Origin of the sequence: Streptomyces crystallinus (assembly GCF_039521265.1) — a bacterium.
Lineage (GTDB): Bacteria > Actinomycetota > Actinomycetes > Streptomycetales > Streptomycetaceae > Streptomyces > Streptomyces crystallinus.
This window is the reverse complement of the sequence record NZ_BAAACA010000009.1, coordinates 337,580-353,786: the sequence shown is the minus strand read 5'-3', so window position 1 is coordinate 353,786 and position 16,207 is coordinate 337,580. Positions and strand designations below refer to the sequence as shown.

At 73.6% G+C, this 16,207-nt stretch carries 16 protein-coding genes; 7 read left to right on the top strand and 9 right to left on the bottom strand.

The features are described 5' to 3' along the window. Positions 1–119: 119 nt before the first annotated feature. Both ABD236_RS08770 and ABD236_RS08765 read left to right on the top strand, forming a co-directional pair. Positions 120–1,064, top strand: coding sequence for a zinc-binding dehydrogenase (locus ABD236_RS08770; protein WP_344072034.1), 945 nt, complete (start codon positions 120–122; stop codon positions 1,062–1,064). A 135-nt stretch (positions 1,065–1,199) separates the two neighbouring features. Then, on the top strand, positions 1,200–2,159 hold the full coding sequence (locus ABD236_RS08765; RefSeq protein ID WP_344072032.1) for an MBL fold metallo-hydrolase: 960 nt from the start codon (positions 1,200–1,202) through the stop codon (positions 2,157–2,159). 79 nt (positions 2,160–2,238) lie between these two features. Here the strand turns inward: ABD236_RS08765 and ABD236_RS08760 are convergent, their stop codons facing one another. Then, positions 2,239–2,781: a flavin reductase family protein gene (locus ABD236_RS08760; RefSeq protein WP_344072030.1), complete on the bottom strand. Its 543-nt coding sequence runs from the start codon at positions 2,779–2,781 to the stop codon at positions 2,239–2,241. A gap of 192 nt (positions 2,782–2,973) precedes the next feature. On the opposite strand from ABD236_RS08760, the gene ABD236_RS08755 reads away from it, so the two are divergent. Both ABD236_RS08755 and ABD236_RS08750 read left to right on the top strand, forming a co-directional pair. Next, positions 2,974–4,047, top strand: coding sequence for a phosphotransferase family protein (locus ABD236_RS08755; protein ID WP_344072028.1), 1,074 nt, complete (start codon positions 2,974–2,976; stop codon positions 4,045–4,047). A 73-nt stretch (positions 4,048–4,120) separates the two neighbouring features. After that, positions 4,121–5,590, top strand: a complete 1,470-nt coding sequence (locus ABD236_RS08750; RefSeq protein ID WP_344072026.1) for an FAD-binding protein — start codon at positions 4,121–4,123, stop codon at positions 5,588–5,590. Between the two features lie 97 nt (positions 5,591–5,687). On the opposite strand, the gene ABD236_RS08745 is transcribed toward ABD236_RS08750, so the two are convergent. The 6 genes from ABD236_RS08745 to ABD236_RS08720 are packed head-to-tail and all read right to left on the bottom strand — an operon-like array spanning position 5,688 to position 9,301. Next, the gene (locus ABD236_RS08745; protein ID WP_067165190.1) at positions 5,688–6,743 is read right to left on the bottom strand and encodes an LLM class flavin-dependent oxidoreductase; all 1,056 of its coding nucleotides are present in this window, start codon (positions 6,741–6,743) and stop codon (positions 5,688–5,690) included. A gap of 35 nt (positions 6,744–6,778) precedes the next feature. After that, entirely contained in the window at positions 6,779–7,555 is a 777-nt protein-coding gene (locus ABD236_RS08740; RefSeq protein WP_344072023.1) for an SDR family NAD(P)-dependent oxidoreductase, read from the bottom strand. Beyond that, positions 7,552–8,013 carry a nuclear transport factor 2 family protein gene (locus ABD236_RS08735; protein WP_344072021.1) on the bottom strand — a complete coding sequence of 154 codons (462 nt, stop codon included), beginning with the start codon at positions 8,011–8,013 and terminating at the stop codon, positions 7,552–7,554. Before ABD236_RS08735 ends, ABD236_RS08740 begins: the two co-directional genes overlap by 4 nt. Next, entirely contained in the window at positions 7,994–8,509 is a 516-nt protein-coding gene (locus ABD236_RS08730; protein WP_344072019.1) for a nuclear transport factor 2 family protein, read from the bottom strand. The genes ABD236_RS08735 and ABD236_RS08730 overlap by 20 nt, the downstream gene beginning before the upstream one ends. A gap of 4 nt (positions 8,510–8,513) precedes the next feature. Beyond that, positions 8,514–8,993: a nuclear transport factor 2 family protein gene (locus ABD236_RS08725; RefSeq protein ID WP_344072017.1), complete on the bottom strand. Its 480-nt coding sequence runs from the start codon at positions 8,991–8,993 to the stop codon at positions 8,514–8,516. Then, a complete protein-coding gene (locus ABD236_RS08720; RefSeq protein ID WP_344072015.1) occupies positions 8,990–9,301 on the bottom strand; it encodes an antibiotic biosynthesis monooxygenase family protein in 312 nt (103 codons plus the stop codon). The genes ABD236_RS08725 and ABD236_RS08720 overlap by 4 nt, the downstream gene beginning before the upstream one ends. 269 nt (positions 9,302–9,570) lie before the next feature. Here ABD236_RS08720 and ABD236_RS08715 point away from each other — a divergent pair, with 269 nt between their 5' ends. Both ABD236_RS08715 and ABD236_RS08710 read left to right on the top strand, forming a co-directional pair. Next, positions 9,571–11,151, top strand: a complete 1,581-nt coding sequence (locus ABD236_RS08715) for an FAD-dependent monooxygenase (RefSeq protein WP_344072013.1) — start codon at positions 9,571–9,573, stop codon at positions 11,149–11,151. Between the two features lie 37 nt (positions 11,152–11,188). Further along, complete coding sequence (locus tag ABD236_RS08710) at positions 11,189–12,052, top strand: NAD(P)H-binding protein (RefSeq protein WP_344072011.1); 864 nt, start codon at positions 11,189–11,191, stop codon at positions 12,050–12,052. 110 nt (positions 12,053–12,162) lie between these two features. Here the strand turns inward: ABD236_RS08710 and ABD236_RS08705 are convergent, their stop codons facing one another. After that, on the bottom strand, positions 12,163–12,810 hold the full coding sequence (locus ABD236_RS08705) for a hemerythrin domain-containing protein (protein ID WP_344072009.1): 648 nt from the start codon (positions 12,808–12,810) through the stop codon (positions 12,163–12,165). Positions 12,811–13,146: 336 nt separating this feature from the next. Between ABD236_RS08705 and ABD236_RS08700 the strand changes: the two genes are divergently transcribed. Continuing rightward, positions 13,147–13,758 (top strand): TetR-like C-terminal domain-containing protein, encoded by a 612-nt coding sequence (locus ABD236_RS08700; protein ID WP_344072007.1) that lies wholly within the window; start codon positions 13,147–13,149, stop codon positions 13,756–13,758. 102 nt (positions 13,759–13,860) lie between these two features. Here the strand turns inward: ABD236_RS08700 and ABD236_RS08695 are convergent, their stop codons facing one another. Then, positions 13,861–15,789 (bottom strand): helix-turn-helix domain-containing protein, encoded by a 1,929-nt coding sequence (locus ABD236_RS08695; protein WP_344072005.1) that lies wholly within the window; start codon positions 15,787–15,789, stop codon positions 13,861–13,863. Positions 15,790–16,207: the final 418 nt, after the last annotated feature.

The following is a 16,207-nucleotide window of genomic DNA, read 5'->3' as shown; positions in this document are numbered from 1 at the left end:
GACACCTTCGACAGGCGAGCCCCGTAACGCTCGTATCCGTAACCCTCGTATCCGTGACCCTCGTATCCGGCAGAACACCCCGCAGAACCTCACACAAGGAGAGCGACAACCATGTCCCCATGGACCACAGCGGCTTGGGCGGCGGCCTCGTGAAGGCACTCGTGTCCGGTGACGCCGGACTGCGCCTCGACTCGGTCGCCGAGCCCGAACCGCGCCCGGACCAAGCGCTCCTGGAGGTGCGCGCGATCGGCGTCAACCGCGGTGAGCTCGCCCTGATGGGGCAGCTGCCGCCCGGGTCCCGGCTCGGCTGGGACGTGGCGGGCACGGTCCTGCGGGCCGCCGCCGACGGCAGCGGCCCCGCGGCCGGCACCCGGGTCACCGCGCTCGCCGAGCGCGACGGCTGGGCCGAGCGGACGGCTCTGTCGCCCTCCCGCATGACCCCCGTGCCCGACGGCGTGGACTGGCCCGCCGCCGCGGCCCTGCCGGTGGCCGGGCTGACCGCGCTGTACGCGCTGGAGTACGCCGGGCCGCTGCTCGGCAGGTCCGTGGTGATCACCGGGGCGGGCGGGGGAGTGGGCCGGATGCTGGTCCAGCTCGCCGCCGCCGCGGGCGCGCAGGTGATCGCCCAGGTCGGCTCCCCGGCCCGGGCACAGGGGCTGCGGGAGCTGGGTGCCCGTACCGTCGAGACGTACGAGGAGGGCGCCGCCGGTGCTCCGGTGGACGTCCTCGTCGACAGCGTCGGCGGGCAGGTGCTCGCCGGTGCCTTCGGGCGGGTGCGCCCGGGCGGCACGGTCGTCTGCTACGGCAACACCGTGCGCGAGGAGCTGCGGCTGCCGATGGACTGGGGCCACGCGCGCCCCGGGCTGCGGATCAGCTATCTGCACCTCTTCGACGAGGTGACCCGCCGCGATGTGGCCCGTGATCTCGCCTCGCTGGTACGGCTGGTGGCCGAGGAGCGGCTCACCCCCGAGGTCGCGTCCATCGGCTCCTGGCACGACCCCGAGCCCGCGCTCGACGTGCTGCGGCAGCGGCAGGCCAACGGCAAGGTCGTCCTCACCCTCTGAGACCTTCCTCCCCGGGCCCGGCGGTTTGTGCGGACCGCCGGGCCCTTCCGCTGCCGTCCCGCGCCCCGGCCCCCTCCAGCCGCCGGTCACCGTCCCACCTCCGGTCCTCCAGGGGCCACGGCCACGGTGGAACGCATGAGCCTGCCATCCACGACGCCCGCCGACAGCCGCCCCTTCCGGGTACCGCCGCCCCGAGTGGAGGAGGTGGCCGACGGGATCTTCGCGTACGTCCAGCCCGACGGGGGCTGGTGCCTCAACAACGCCGGGATCCTCGCCGGCCCCCACACGGTGGCGCTCGTCGACACCGCGGCCACCGAGGCCCGGGCCCGCGCCCTGCGCGCCGCCGCCCTCGAACGCGGCGGGGCCGAGCCGCGCACCGTCCTGAACACCCATCACCACGGCGACCACACCTTCGGCAACGCCGTCGCCGCCCCGTACGCCACCGTGATCGCGCACACGCACACCCGCGCCGAGATGGCCGAGAAGGGCGAGGGGCTCAAGCACGTGTGGCCCGACACCCCGTGGGGCGACCTGGGCGGCCTCGGCCGCTCCCTGCCGATGGTGACCTTCGAGGACCGGCTGACGGTGTACGTGGACGAGCTGGCCGTCGAGCTGATGTACGTGGGCCCGGCGCACTCCAGCAACGACGTGGTGGTGTGGGTGCCCGAACACCGGGTGCTGTTCGCGGGCGACGTCCTGATGCCGGGGTGTACGCCCTTCCTCCTGGCCGGGTCGGTCGTCGGCTCCCTGGAGGCGGTCGCACGGCTGCGGGCGCTCGGACCCCGTACCGTCGTGGGCGGGCACGGGCCGGTGGCCGGGCCCGAGGCGCTGGACGAGGCCGAGGCGTATCTGCGCCGGCTCCAGGAGCTCGCCACCCAGGGAATCGAGGCGGGAGTCACCCCGTTCGAGGCGGCCCGGGACGCCCCGCTCGGCGCGTTCGCCCAGCTGCGCGACCCGGAGCGGCTGGTGGCCAATCTCCACCGCGCCTACTCGGAGGCGCTGGGCCGGCCCCTGGACACCCAGATCCGCTCGGCGCCGGTGATGGGCGAGATGGCGCGCCTCAACGGGGGGAGCGCGCTGGCCTGTCTGGCCTGAGCGCCCACACATGACTTCGCCCCGCCGGTCCGACCGGCGGGCGAAGCCGTATAGGTGCGCCGTTACAAGGACGAGGGCGCTAGCCGCGTCCGGCCGGTGTCTCGGCGGAGGGCGCGACGGTGTGCAGGGCGCCCCGGTGGAAGACCAGCGGCGGGCGGGCGGCGTCCACCCCGAGGCCCACCACCTCGGCGACGGCGAAGAAGTGGTCGCCGAGCCGCTGGACCTGGCGCACCAGACAGTCCAGCCAGGCCGTGGTGCCCGGCAGCACCGGGTTGCCGTGCGGTGACTCCCACCAGGTGAGCCCCGCGAACTTGCTCGCGGGGTCGGATGAGCCGCCGCTCTTGGCGAAGCGCGCGCACAGCTCCTGCTGGTCGTGAGCGAGGATGTTGACGGTGAAGGACCCCGCCTCGCTCATCGGCGGCCAGCTGACGGACTTCTCGTCGATGAAGATCCCCACGAGCGGTGGCTCCAGCGACACCGACACGAAGGACCCCACCACGAGTCCGGCGGGCCCGGTGGCCGTTGCCGCGGTGACCACGGTGACGGGACTCGGGACGTGGCCGAGGATGTGCCGGAACAGCTGCGGCTCCACGAACGCCCCCACAGGCGGTGCCCAGGACATGTCGACCTCCCAATGGTGTTCTCCGGTTCACCAGCCATGCTGCGGCCCGCGGTTGGGGAACCGGTCTCAGGCCGATGCAGAGCCGCCGATGAGAGCGTCGGGCGGAGCCCGGCGTCGCCGTGATCCTCCATCCGTCCCCCATCGGCCCGCTCGACGATGGGGGACACCCGTATATGGATGGAGGAGCCGGCCATGCCCGTGCCCCAGCAACGTGACCCCGAACTCACCCGGAAACATCTGACGACCTGGCTCGCCGAACGGCTGCCGCAGGCGCCCGACCTGCAAGTCCGTGTCGAGGTGCCCGAGGGCCTCGGCTTCTCCAACGAGACGCTGCTGGTGGACACCAAGTGGGGGCCGCGAGGCGCCGAGGAGCACCGGCGCCTCGTCGTGCGGGTCGCCCCCACCCGCTACCGGGTGCTGCCGGGCTCGCGGCTCGACGAGGAGTACCGCGTCCTGGACGCGCTGCGCGGCACCGATGTGCCGGTGCCCGGCGTCCTCGGCTTCGAGCCCGACCCCGGGCTGCTCGGCGCGCCCTTCTACGCCATGGACCGCGTCGAGGGCTGGGTCCCGCCGGATCTGCCCTCGTACCACCGCGACGGCGGCCCGGTGGCCGCGCTCGACGAGGCCGGCCGGGCCGCGGTGTGGTGGGGCGGTGTGGAGGCGCTGCACCGCATCCACCGTCTCGACGCCGGCGCGCTGGGCCTGGACGGCCTGCGCCACTCGGAGCACGGGCCGTACGGGCTCGGCGCCCAGCTCGACTACTACGAAGCCCACACGGACCACTTCGGCGGCGCCGACAGCGTCCCGGTCCGCGAGGCGCTGGCGCTGCTGCGCGACGGCCTGCCGCCCGAGCCGGAGCGGCCCAGCCTGCTGTGGGGCGACGCGCGGCTGGGCAACCTGATGTTCTCCGGAGTGGCCCCGGTGGCCGTACTGGACTGGGAGATGACCTTCCTGGGCCCCGGCGAGGCCGACCTCGGCTGGTACCTCTACCTCGACCGCCACCTCAGCGAGGGCGTCGGCGCGCCCCGGCTCCCCGGGCTCCCCGGGCGCGCGGAGACGATCCGGCGCTACGAGGAGCTGGCCGGGCGGCCGGTCGCGGCGCACATGGACTGGTACGAGGTGTTCGCGGGCTTCCGGTTCGCCCTGATCGCCTCCCGGGTGGGCCGGCTCCTTGTCGAGCACGGCCTGGTCGCCGCCGAGGCGGACGTCCCGCTCGCCCGCAACGCCGCCAACCTGCTCGCCCGCACCCTGCGGCCGCTGACCTGAGCCCCACGCTTCCCCCCACGCCCAACCCGCCCCACCCTTACGTAGGTTCCTACCCGTTCAGAGAGGCCGTCCCATGGAAACCCATCAGCACCGCACCGACGCCCTGGTCGTCGGCAGCGGTTACGCCGGATCGATCGCGGCCCTGCGGCTCGCCGAGGCCGGGGTCGCCACGATCGTGCTGGAGCGCGGCCGCCGCTGGCAGGTCGGCGCCGACGGCGACACCTTCGCCACCCAGCACCGGCCCGACGGCCGCGCGTCCTGGCTGAGCCCGAAGTCCCCGCTCACCGACCAGTCGCTCGACATCTACCCCGGCGTCCTGGAGTCCCTGGAGGGCGAGGGCCTGACGATGATCGCCGCGGCCGGTGTCGGCGGCGCCTCGCTGCTCAGCAACGGCACCATGGTCGAGCCCTCGCCGGAGCTGTTCCGCCGCGCCTTCGGGGACTTCCTCGACCAGCGGGAGATGCACGACGTCTGGTATCCGCAGGCCCGGGAGCTGATCGGCTGCTCCCCGATTCCGAAGGACGTCCTCGACTCCGACTTCTACCGCTCCTCGCGGGACTTCATGGACCAGCTGGAGCGGGCGGGCATCCCCTACGACCTGGTCGACCTGGCCGTCGACTGGGACGTGATCCGCGAGGAGATGGCCGGCCGCCGCACCGCCTCGCACATCGCCGGGCTCAACGTCTTCGGTGTGAACAGCGGCGCCCAGCGCAGCATGGACCTCACGGTGCTGGCCCGCGCCGAGGAGAGCGGCCACGTGGAGGTCCGCCCGCTCAGCGTGGTCACGGGCATCCGCCCCGACGGCGAGGGCCACCTCGTCTCGTACGACGAACTGGACGAGCGCGGCACGGCGGTGGCCCGGCACGAGGTGCGCACCACCCATCTGGTGCTGGCGGCGGGCACGCTGGGCACCACCCGGCTGCTGCTGCGCGCCAAGGCCCTCGGACACCTGCCCGGCCTGGACGCCTCGGTCGGCACCCGGGTCGGCAACAGCGAGGTGATCACCGCCCGGACGGGGATGGCCCCCAACAACCCGGCGCAGGGCGGTCCGTGCTCGGTCATCGTCAAGGACTGGCAGGACAACCCGCACGCCCCGGTGACCCTGCTCAACTTCCCCTGGGTGGACGCCCCGTCCGACGAGGGGTGGATCACCACGATCGGCGCATCGCCGACCGAGCCGCTGGGCTCCTTCCGCTATGACGCGGACAAGGACGACGTCGTTCTGAACTGGCCCGTCGAGGACCCGCGCGCGGTGCGGGCCACCCACGCCGTCCAGCACACCCTGGACCGGCTCAACGCGGCCACCCCGGGCAGCAGGACGGCCTTCAACCGCATCGGCACCACCGGCGGCAACGTGGTGGGCGGTGTGCCGCTGAGCCTGGCCACCACCGCCGACGGCGGTGTGCGCGGCGCGCGCAACCTGTACGTCGTCGACAGCTCGCTGCTGCACGGCTCCTCCGGCGCCGTGCCGCCCGCGCTGACCATCTCGGCGGTCGCCGCCCGGGTGGCCTCGCTGCTGGTGGCCTCGGTGACCGGCGCCTGACGCACCCGGTCCGGCCGCGGACATACGAGAGGGGCTCCCCCGATGGTTTCGGGGGAGCCCCTTCCTCGTGCCTGGCGCGGTGCGAAGTCGCCGTCCGTTACCGGAAGTTCGGGATGACCTGCTCGGCGAAGAGGCGGGCGGTACGGGCCGTCTCCTCGTAGGGCGGGTTGCCGGAGATCATCTGGAGGCTGATGGTGACGTCGCCGTACCACTCGCGGATGGTGCGCAGCCGCTCGGTGACCTCCTCGGGGGTGCCGACCAGCGTCTTGTTCTCGGCCACCGACTTGTCGAAGTCGGACTTCTTGATCTTGTCGACGATGGCCTCGTACCCGGCGTACCCCTCGCTGCGGCGGGTGCCCCACGCGGCGACGGCGTCGACCATCACGGCGTTGGTGCGCTGCGAGTACTCACGGCCCTTGGCCATCGCCTCGGCGGAGTCCTCGCTCAGGTAGCAGCCGTAGCTCAGGTGCACCTCGTCGCCGCCCGGGGCGTGGCCCGCCTCGGCGTACGCCTTGCGGTACAGGGTGAGCATCTCCTGCACCTTCTCGCGCTTGGAGATGGACGGCACCAGCAGCAGCCCGTGGCCGTCGTGGCCCGCCTGCTCGCAGGACGAGGGGGTGATGGCCGCGGCCACCAGGATCCTCGGGTGCGGGCGCTGGTAGGGCCGCGGCAGCAGGGTGACCGGGCCGAACTTGTAGAACTCGCTGTCCCAGACCACGTTCTCCTCGGCCCAGAGCTTCTGGCAGGCCCGCAGACCGTCCAGGAAGCGCGGCCGGCTCTCGTCCATGGCCAGCTCGAAGGCGTCGAACTCGTCCGGCAGGAAGGCCCGGCCGAAGCCCACCTGGAGGCGGCCCTTGGAGATGTTGTCCAGCATGGCGAGCTTGCCCGCCAGCTTCAGCGGGTGCGTGAACGCCGGGATCACCGCGCCGGTCACCAGCTTGATGCGGCTGGTGCGGGCCGCCGCCGCGGCCAGGAAGGTGACCGGGTCGGGGCTGTAGCCGCCGTACTTGAAGAAGTAGTGCTCCACGGTCTTGACGTGGTCGTAGCCGAGCTCCTCGGCCAGCTCCACGAGCCGCAGCGCCTCGTCGAAGTAGACGTCGGCCGGCTTCTCCTCGGGGCCGACGGTGGGGAAGAAATTGATACCGAATTCCATGGTCACTCCATGTCGTTGGGGTGTGCGGTGTGCGGTCAGAAGACGACACCGGCGCCGCCGTCCACCGGCAGCACCAGGCCGGTGGCGAAGGACGCCTCGGGGCGGGCGAGGTGGACCAGCCACCAGGCGATCTCCTCGGGCTGTCCGACCCGGCCGAGCGGCACCCGGGCGCGCTGGCGCGCCCGCATCCGCTCGATGCCGGCGGCGTCGAGCCCGGCGTGCTCGCCGATGGGGGTCTCCACCGGCCCGGGTGCCACGGCGGCGACCCGGATGCCGCGCGGCGCGAGCTCCAGCGCCCAGGTGCGGGTGAGGAAGTCCAGCGCCGCCTTGGTGGCGCCGTAGACGGAATGGCCGGGCCAGCCGCGCTGGTTGCCGGCGGTGGTGACGTTGAGGACGGTGCCCTTGGCCGCTTCCAGGTGGGGGAGTGCCTCCTGGGTGAGGAAGAGCGGCGCGAGCAGGTTGGTGGCGACCTGGCGGTGGGTGTCGTCCGCCTCGATGGCGCCGAGCGGGGCGGAGCGCATGGTCACCGCGTTGTTCACCAGGACGTCCAGCCCGCCCAGTTCGCGCACGGCCGCCTCGACGACCAGCCGCGGCCCCTCGGGCGTCGAGATGTCGGCGGCGAAGGGGCGGATCCCGGGGCGCCCGGCCGCGGTCTGGGTGAGCCGCGCGGCTCCCCGTCCCACCGCCAGCACCCGGGCGCCCTCGGCGGCGAAGGCGTGCGCCACCGCGCGGCCGATGCCGGTGCCGGCGCCGGTGACGACGACGCACCGCCCGGCCAGCCCGGCCTCCGCGCCCTCGGCCGGGCCGGTCACAGCTCCGTGCGCTCTCCGTCGGTGCCCACCGGCGACCACCACAGGTTGCCGCGCGTGACCCCGTCGGCGAACAGGGCGCTGCGGCCCTCGACGATCTTGCCGTTCTCCCAGCGCAGCATGTGTACGCCCTCGACCTGGAGCCGCTCGTACGGGGAGACGGTGCCCTCCTCGGCGTGCGCGCGGTAGCCGTCGAGCCGGTAGATGTCGACGGAGATGCCCTCCGCCTCGTTGATCAGGATGCTCAGCGTCTCGGCCTCGATGCGGCCCCCGCACGCCTCACCCAGCTTGCCCATCTTCTGGAGATAGTCGTCCAGGCCGTTGAACCAGCCGGCGAACTGGTGGTTGCCGGGCATCTGGAAGCGCAGGTCCTCGGACCAGTATTCGGTGATCTTGTTCCGGTCGCCGGTCATGAGGGCCGCGTAGGCAGCCTCCACCCGCTCACGTGTCAGATCGGCCATGGTGTTCCTCCTGCTGGGGGCCGGTGTGCGAACCGGCCACGCTGTCATGGGAGTTGACCCGGTGCCGAACGAGCCAGCCGTCGTCGTGACGGACCAGCTCGTCCCGCCCGGTGGTGCTCAGATGGAGCTCGCAGGGCTCGCCGTGGGGGGTCTGGACGAGCACCGCGTAGTAGCTGGTGTGCAGGGCGCCGTCGGCGGCGGGGCGCACGGTCAGCATCCCGATCAGATACCGCCGCACCCGCCCGTCCGCCCGGCGCTCGCCCACCGCCCCGCGGGCCGCCGCAGCGATCGCGGCGCGCCCGGTGCGTACGGGCGGGGCGTTCCCGGCGAAGACCTTGTCCGCCGGGGCCTCCTGCTCGAAGACGGCGTCCTCGGTGAAGGTGAGCGCCCAGCGGTCCACGTCGCCCTCGCCGAGGAGGCGCACCTGGCGGGCGTAGAACCGCTGGACCTCGTCGTAGAGGCGGCCGTCCACGCTCTCCGCGGCCCGGGGCGCCATCGGCTCAGGCCCCGTCGTGGGCGATGTCGCGGTGCTTGATCAGCCACCGGCCGGCCCGCCGGACCAGCACGTCCTCGCCGGTGGTGCTCAGATACACCGAGGCCTTGCCGCCGTGCGGGGTCTCGAAGACCACCGCGTAGTACTGGGTACGGACCGCCTCCTCGTCCCCGGCGCCGGTGCTCTCGGGGGTGGCGACCACCATGGAGAACCAGTGGCGGCGCTGTACGCCCCGCCCGGCGAGCCGGTCCACGCCGCGGCGCATCGAGGTGGCGATGTGCGAACGGCCCTTCCACGGCTCGGGCTTGACGTTCTGCGCGAACACCCCGTCCTCGGTGAAACCCTCCGCCCACTCCTCCGCGTCGCCGGCGTCCAGCAGCTGCATATGGCGGGCGTAGAACTGGAGGATCTGGGCGTACGTGTCCGCCGGGACGGCGGGCAGCTGGGTGCCGGCGGACGCCATCACCGCGGCGACGTCGGGGGTCACCGGGCCGCTCCGGCCTTGCGGGCCACGCCCTCGACCACGACGTCGCTCAGGTGCGGCTCGCCCTTGATGACGGTGCCCAGCGCCTTGAGGCGGGCCCGGAACTCGGGCTCGGCGAGCGCCGTGTCGAAGGACTCCTTGCTGTCCCACTCGGCCACGTTGAAGTAGATGCCCGGCTCCTTCTGGGAGCGGATCAGCTGGTAGCGGATCAGACCGGGCTGCTCCTCCATGAACTCGGCGACGTGCGCGTAGATCCGCTCTAGCTCCTCGGGCTTGCCGATGAGCGTCAGCTTGTTGACGAAGACGACCACGAAGACTCCTCGTTAGGGCGAACGGTGACACCCGGCCACCGGCGCGGTTCCGGGGCCCGATGGCTCCGGCCGCGGGGTGGTGGTGGCCCCGGGGCGCTCTCCACCCTCCGCCGCGCCGCTGATGCCTGGTTGGTGACTCGTTGGAGGAACGACGGCGCCGCGGCGCCACGACCGGGCCCCCAGCCCGTCGGCATCGCGCCCCGATCCGGTCACCGTCCCGGCTGCCGATGCTGAAGGCACCGTCTTGTCCACCGAACCCGGGAGTGTCCGTGTCCGAGGCATCCGTGCCCGTCCTCATCGCCGGCGGAGGTCTGTCAGGCCTGTCCACCGCGCTCTTCCTCGGCCTGCACGGCGTCCGGCCGCTGGTCGTCGAGAAACACCCCGGCACCTCCGCCGTGATGAAGGCGCGCGGGCAGTACCCGCACACGATGGAGGCGCTGCGCATCGGCGGTGTGGCCGACCGGATCACCGCCGCGTCCCCCGGCGGCACCGGCGACTTCTACATGGCGCTCGCCGAGACCCTGTCCGGCCCGGTGCTGCGCGGCATCATGACGCAGGGCGAGATGAGCATGGGCCATGTCTCGCCCGAGGACTGGGCGATGGCCAGCCAGGAGCACACCGAGGTCATCCTCGCCGAGCGCGCCCGCGAGCTCGGCGCCGAGCTCGCCTTCGGCACCGAGCTGGTCTCCTTCACCCAGGACGCCGACGGGGTCACCGCGCTGCTGCGGGACGTGGCCACCGGCGCCGAACGCACCGTGCGCGCCGCCCAGATGGTGGCGGCGGACGGCCGCAAGAGCCCGGTGCGCCGGGCCCTGGGCGTCGGCATCCACGGGCGCGGCCGCCTCGGCGAGGTCTTCCGGGTGTTCTTCGACGCGGACATGAGCGGCCCGCTCCAGGGCCTGGAGGGCGGGGTGGCCGAGGGCCGCCGGTTCGCCCTGTTCCACCTCCTCCAGCCGGTGCCGGGCGTCTTCTACACCACGGACATTCCGGGCCGCTACGGCTACATCCACGGCATGACCAAGGACCAGCCCGACTTCCGCGACTGGAGCGAGGAGCAGTGCGCCGCCCTCGTACGCACCGGTCTGGGCATGCCCGACCTGGAGCTGACGGTGGCCGGCTCGGGCCGCACCGAGATCGTGTGCGAGGTCGCCGACCGCTTCTCGGTGGGGCGCGTGCACCTGGTGGGCGACGCGGCCAAGGTGGTCCCGGCGCCCGGTGGGCTCGGCGGCAACACCGCCATCATGGACGGCTTCTACCTGGCGTGGAAGCTGGCCATGACCGTCCGCGGCCAGGCCGGTCCCGGGCTGCTCGCCAGTCACGACGCGGAGCGCAGGCCGGTCTCCGACATGATCGCGGAGCAGCAGTTCGCCAACACCGTGGAGCGCCTGGGCCCCGACCTCGACGACGGCACCGCGGCCGAGCCCATCCACCCCGTCGTCCAGGTCTTCGGCTACCGCTGTGCCCAGGGCGCCGTGGTCCTGGAGCCGGGCGACGAGGGCGAGCTCCTGGAGGACCCGACGGCCCCCACTGGCCGCCCGGGCTCGCGGGCGCCGTACGTAAAGCTCGACGGCGGCGGCTCCACCACCGCCCTGTTCGGCCGCTCCTTCGTCCTGCTCGCCGGGGCCGAGGCCACCGGGTGGCAGGACGCGGCGAAGAGCGCCGCCGCGGCCCTCGGCGTCGACATCGCCGTACACCGGGTGAGCGGCTGGGAGAAGAGCTACGGCGTGACGCCCTCGGGCGCGGCCCTGGTGCGCCCCGACCGCTTCATCGCCTGGCGCGCGGCCGACGACTCGGGCACCGGCGCCCTGGAGGCCGCCCTGCGCACGGTCCTCGACCGCCCCGCCGGCTGACCACCGCACTTCCCAACCAGCTGAATCGGAGAGAGACATGACCATTCTGGTGACCGGGGCGACCGGCAACGTCGGCGGCAAGGTGCTGGCGCGCCTGCACGCGGCGGGCCATTCCGTACGGGCCCTGACCCGCGACCCCGCCCGTGCCGAACTGCCCGCCGGGGTCGAGGTGGTGGGCGCCGACATGGGGCTGCCGGACACCCTGCCGGACGCGCTCGACGGGGTGCGCAAGGTCTTCCTCATGTCGCTCGGCCACAACAAGCGCACCCACGACGCCAACCTGGTGGCCGTCGCGCGCAAGACCGGGGTGGAGCACATCGTGCAGCTCTCCACGCTCGGCGTCGCGGAGGTCGAGGAGGAGAACGACACCCCGCTGGGCCTGTGGCACCGCCAGGCCGAGAAGGCGCTCACGGAGTCCGGCCTGGCCTGGACGATCCTGCGGCCCAACGGCTTTATGACGCACGCGCTCGGCTGGGCCCGGGCGGCGCGCGGGGACGGCGTGGTGCGCAGCCCCGTCGCCGATCTCCCCGAGGCGCTGGTCGACCCGCAGGACATCGCCGAGGTCGCGGTGCGCGCGCTGACCGAGCCGGGCCACGAAGGCCGCGTCTACGCGCTGACCGGCCCCGAGGCCCTGACGGCACGGCAGCAGGTCGCGGTGCTCGGCGCGGCGATCGGGCGGGAGCTGCGCTTCGAGCAGATCTCCATCGAGGAGCACCGCGCGGTCATGGCGGGGCTGTACGGGGAGGCGACCGCGGACGGCGTGGTGGCGGCGCTGCGCAAGGCGCTGGAGTCCGGCGACGACTTCCGGGGGCGGCTGTTCCCGGACGTGCGGAACGTGCTGGGGCGCCGGGCCCGCAGCTTCCAGGACTGGGCCGAGGCGCACGTCGCCGACTTCGCCTGAGCCTCGTTACGGCACGGTGCCCGGCGTCCCCCTCCGGACGCCGGGCACCGTCGTGTGCGCGGGACGGGCGGTCGGAGCGGCTGCGCTCCGGCCGCCCGGCGGACGGGCGCTCAGGCCGCGGCGCGCGAGAAGGCCCGGGTGCGCTTCTCGTAGCGCGGGCGCCAGACCGCCTTGAAGAGGAAGCGCACCGGCGGCGGCACCACGGCGAGCGCGGTGCGCCGGGTCTCCTCCGAGGCGCCGTCGAGCACCCAGGGGAAGTACAGGGCGCCGCCCTTGACGCCCAGCATCCGCCGCTGCTCGGCGCCGAACGTGTCGTACTCCTGGGCGCTGAGCACCTCCAGGACGACCGGCAGGGCCGCCCGCTCCTCGTGGTCGAGGTGGTGGACCAGTTTGTCGGCCACTGCGGCGACCAGCGCCGGCAGCCGCTGCTGCTGCCCCTGGGCCAGCGCGTCCTCGACGGCCTCCAGCGCCGGGTCGATGGCCTCGTGCTCGGCGTCCATGTCGTCGAGCATCCGCAGTTGGGCGGGGCTGTCGGCGAGCTTGGCGCGCATCAGCGGCCACAGCACCTTGTCCTCGGCGGTGTGGTGGATCGTCAGGAAGGTCTGGAAGGTCTCCCACCCGGTCCGGAAGGGCGAGCCGGGCGCGGTGCCGTTCTCCCGGGCGGCCGCGGCCAGCAGGCCCAGGTCGCGCCGGAAGGCGTCGTGGGTCGCGTACATCAGCGTCAGATCGGGCTGGACGCGGCCCTCGGTGGCGGTCATGGCAGGGGTCCTCTCGCGTGCGGGGTCGGTGGTGCTGCGGACAGCTGCGGCGGCGGTTCGGGATGGTTCAGGGCGGCGCGGCGGCGGGGGAAGACGCCGGGACCGGCAATGCAGCGGTGCATCGTGTTCCGTACCTATGGAACAGCATGCCCCACACAAAGTTGTGGGGCAAGTTGTTCCATAAGCTGGTTCGGGGCAGACTGTCGACAACAGGCGGTACGGGCCGGGGTGTTGTGCCGTCGACCGGCGTGACCTGCGCGGACGCCGTCGCGCTGGGGCAGGCGGGCCGGCCGCGCGCCCTACACTCGTGCCACCACGACGACAGGACGGAGCCGGATGTCCGCCCCCACCGAGCCGAGCCGCACCTCCGAGGCACCGGGCCGCGGGCCCGATCCGCGCGCCGAGCGCAGCCGTGCCGCCGCCCTGGCCGCCGCCCGCGACCTGCTCATCGAACAGGGCTGGGCGGCGGTGACCCATGTCGCCGTGGCCGCCCGCAGCGGTGTGGGCCGCACGACCCTGTACCGGCACTGGCCGGACGCCTCCGGTCTGGTCCGGGACGTCATCGCCGAGCGGATCTCCACCGCGCACACCCCGCCGACCGGCGTGCTGCGCGAGGACCTCGTCCGTGAACTCGACGGGCTGCGGCGCCTGCTGCACGACCCGGTGAGCGACCGCGGGCTGCGCGCGGTCATCGAACGCGCCGGGGTCGACCCGGTCTTCGCCCAGCTCAAGGAGGCGCTCTACCGCGAGGGCTCGCGCGTCTTCCGTACCGTCCTGGACGCGGCGGCGGCGCGCGGCGACCTGGCCGCCGACCTCGACGCGGACCTGGCCGTCGACCAGTTGGCGGGCCCGCTGATGTACCGGCGTCTGCTCGCCGGGCGGGAGATCACGGCCGAGTACATCGAGCGCGTCGTCGACGACTTCCTCGCGGCGCACGCCCCTGACTGAGGGCCTGTCTTCGCGACTGCGACTGCGCCCGCGAGTGCGACTGCGCCCGCGCCCGCCCCGGCACGCGTACCCGGGCGGGCGCGGTGAGCCCCGCGCGGCCGGTCAGCTCACACCCTGCCCGGCCACCGCGTGGCCCCGCAGGGACCCGCTGACCTTGGACAGGCGCAGGGCGAGCTGGATCTCCAGGGCCGGGCCGGGCTGCTGCCACTCGGGGCCGAGGAGCTGCGAGACCCGCTCCAGGCGCCGCGTCACCGTGTTGGTGTGCACCCGCAGCGCCTCGGCCGCGTACGTGGGACTGGCGCCCGCCGCGAAGTACGCCTCCAGGGTGGCCGCGAGATTGGTGGAGCGCCGCTCGTCGTAGGTGAGGATCGGGCCCAGCGTCTGCTCGATGAACGCGCCGATGTCACGGCTGCCGCCCAGCAGCATGCCGACGAAGCCGAGTTCGTCGGCCATCACCGGGGCGTCCGCGTCCTCCTTGCCGAGGATCGTCAGGACGTCCAGACAGGCGGCGGCCTCCCGGTAGGCGGCCAGCAGCTCCTGCGGACCGCCGCTGGCCGAGGCCGCGCCCACCGGGACCGGGCGGCCGAGCGTCTTGGCCAGCCGCTGCTTCACGTCGCGGGCGGCCTCGCGGGCGTCGGAGTGCGGCAGCAGGATCACGAGATGGCCGTTGTGGACCGTTCTGGCGCCCCCGCGGAGCCAGACGAAGGTCGACGTCCAGGTCGACAGGGCATGTCCCTCGCCGGCCGGGAACGGGGTGACGATCACAGCGTGCCGCCGGTTCAGGTCGAGCCCGAGCCCCTTGAGGCGGCGCTGGCAGCGGCGGCTGAAGGGCACGCCGTCCAGCAGCCGGTCCAGCGCCTCGTCGCGGAACTTGCGGTCGGCGGACTCGGCGCCCCGGTTGAGCGTGACCAGGATCGCCGCCGCCTGGACCGCGTACCGCACCAGGTCCATGTCCGGCGCGCGGTCCGCCCCGCAGCGCAGGACGAACGCGCCCCGGTCCTCCTCCCCGGCCCGCACGGGAGCGACCACGGTGCCGTCGTCCAGGTGGACGACGCGCTGCTCGGCGCGGGCGGTGAAGGCGGCGGCGGCCAGCTCCTGCACGTCGTCCCACCGGCCGTCGCCGCGCGCCATCGTGTCGTCGTTCTCGTCGCGCAGCCACAGGGCGCCGTCGAGCAGCCGGCCCGCGGTGGCCGCGAACGCCTTCACGTCGACGCCGCCGAGGGCGAGTTCGACGAGCCGCCGGCCGCTCTCCGCGGTATGCCGCTGGGCCCGCTCCCGGGCACGCAGCCGGTCGACCTCGGCGGCGAGGTCACCGGCCCGGCCGCGGGCGAGGTCGAGGGCCTGGACCGACTTCACGGCGGAGACGGCGTAGGTGGCGACGGTGGACATCGTCGCCACCTCGTCCGCCGTGTACGAGCGGGCGACCCGGTCGCCGCCGAAGAGCACCCCGACCACCCTGCCCTCGCTGCGCAGCGGCACCGCGAGCAGCGCCGTCAGCCCCTCTTCGAGGACGACGGCCTCGATGTGCTCGGAGCGCGGCAGGGTGTCGTCCCGGTGGCAGTCGGCGGTCCACACGGGCGACTGGCCCACCGCGTTGACGGCGTTCAGACCCTGCCAGACGGGGACGCGGGCGACCCCGCCGAGCACGGAGATCGCGCCGTCGGCGGCGCGGATGCACGACCCGTCGTCGCTGTCGAGGAGCAGCACCCAGGCCATGTCCACGTGCAGCAGCAGCCGGGTGCGGCGGACGAGGGTGGTGAGCAGCGAGTCGAGGTCGCCCTGCTCGGCCAGGGCGCGGGTGGAGTCCATCAGGAGGGCGAGCTCGTTCTTGCGCCGCTCCAGGTCGGCCATCTGCTGCTCGATGCCGAGCGCCAGCTGCTCGGCGCGCTCCAGGTCCTCCACGACGTGCGGGGGAGCGCCTCCCCGCCTCGCCTGGGAGGCCGGATGACTGAAGGCGCCGCGGGAGGCCCGCATCGCCAGCAGCTCCAGATAGGTGACGGCATCGCTCAAAGTGGCGGTGTCTTCGGACATTTCACTCCGTACTGTGCACAGGGGGGACCCTCCGTCGAGGCGTTGTGCCGACGCGACGGAGGGCATGGGGGTGAAGGAGGGGGTGTCTCGTCCGCGCCGGTGCGCGCCGCGGGGGACGGCGGCCCGGCGCCCGCAGGCGCGCATCGCGTGGCAGAGCGGCCGTGGGACCGCTGACCTGCTCTTCAGTTCTCCGGCTGCGTTCTTCGTCACCACGACAGGACCCCCCGCGGCCATTAGGACTTCATGACGATGGCGCGATCAAGTAATTTCCCGTGTTTTGGCCAGAACTATGCGTCGTCGGGGGCAGCGGTACGAACGGGTCCGCGGAACCCGCCGAAGGAGCGCCCGGCACCGGGGCCGAAGCGGCGGCCCGCGCGGGCGGCGATTAGGCCGCCGCCAAACCGTTCGCCACCCCGGC

Bases quoted from the DNA above. Each gene is read 5' to 3' on its own strand.
- ABD236_RS08750 (WP_344072026.1), top strand. From the start codon at position 4,121: ATGGAAACCCATCAGCACCGCACCGACGCCCTGGTCGTCGGCAGCGGT.
- ABD236_RS08700 (WP_344072007.1), top strand. From the start codon at position 13,147: ATGTCCGCCCCCACCGAGCCGAGCCGCACCTCCGAGGCACCGGGCCGC.
- ABD236_RS08760 (WP_344072030.1), bottom strand. From the start codon at position 2,781: ATGTCCTGGGCACCGCCTGTGGGGGCGTTCGTGGAGCCGCAGCTGTTC.
- ABD236_RS08705 (WP_344072009.1), bottom strand. From the start codon at position 12,810: ATGACCGCCACCGAGGGCCGCGTCCAGCCCGATCTGACGCTGATGTAC.
- ABD236_RS08735 (WP_344072021.1), bottom strand. From the start codon at position 8,013: ATGGCCGATCTGACACGTGAGCGGGTGGAGGCTGCCTACGCGGCCCTC.
- ABD236_RS08755 (WP_344072028.1), top strand. From the start codon at position 2,974: ATGCCCGTGCCCCAGCAACGTGACCCCGAACTCACCCGGAAACATCTG.
- ABD236_RS08695 (WP_344072005.1), bottom strand. From the start codon at position 15,789: ATGTCCGAAGACACCGCCACTTTGAGCGATGCCGTCACCTATCTGGAG.
- ABD236_RS08730 (WP_344072019.1), bottom strand. From the start codon at position 8,509: ATGGCGCCCCGGGCCGCGGAGAGCGTGGACGGCCGCCTCTACGACGAG.
- ABD236_RS08770 (WP_344072034.1), top strand. From the start codon at position 120: ATGGACCACAGCGGCTTGGGCGGCGGCCTCGTGAAGGCACTCGTGTCC.
- ABD236_RS08710 (WP_344072011.1), top strand. From the start codon at position 11,189: ATGACCATTCTGGTGACCGGGGCGACCGGCAACGTCGGCGGCAAGGTG.
- ABD236_RS08765 (WP_344072032.1), top strand. From the start codon at position 1,200: ATGAGCCTGCCATCCACGACGCCCGCCGACAGCCGCCCCTTCCGGGTA.
- ABD236_RS08745 (WP_067165190.1), bottom strand. From the start codon at position 6,743: ATGGAATTCGGTATCAATTTCTTCCCCACCGTCGGCCCCGAGGAGAAG.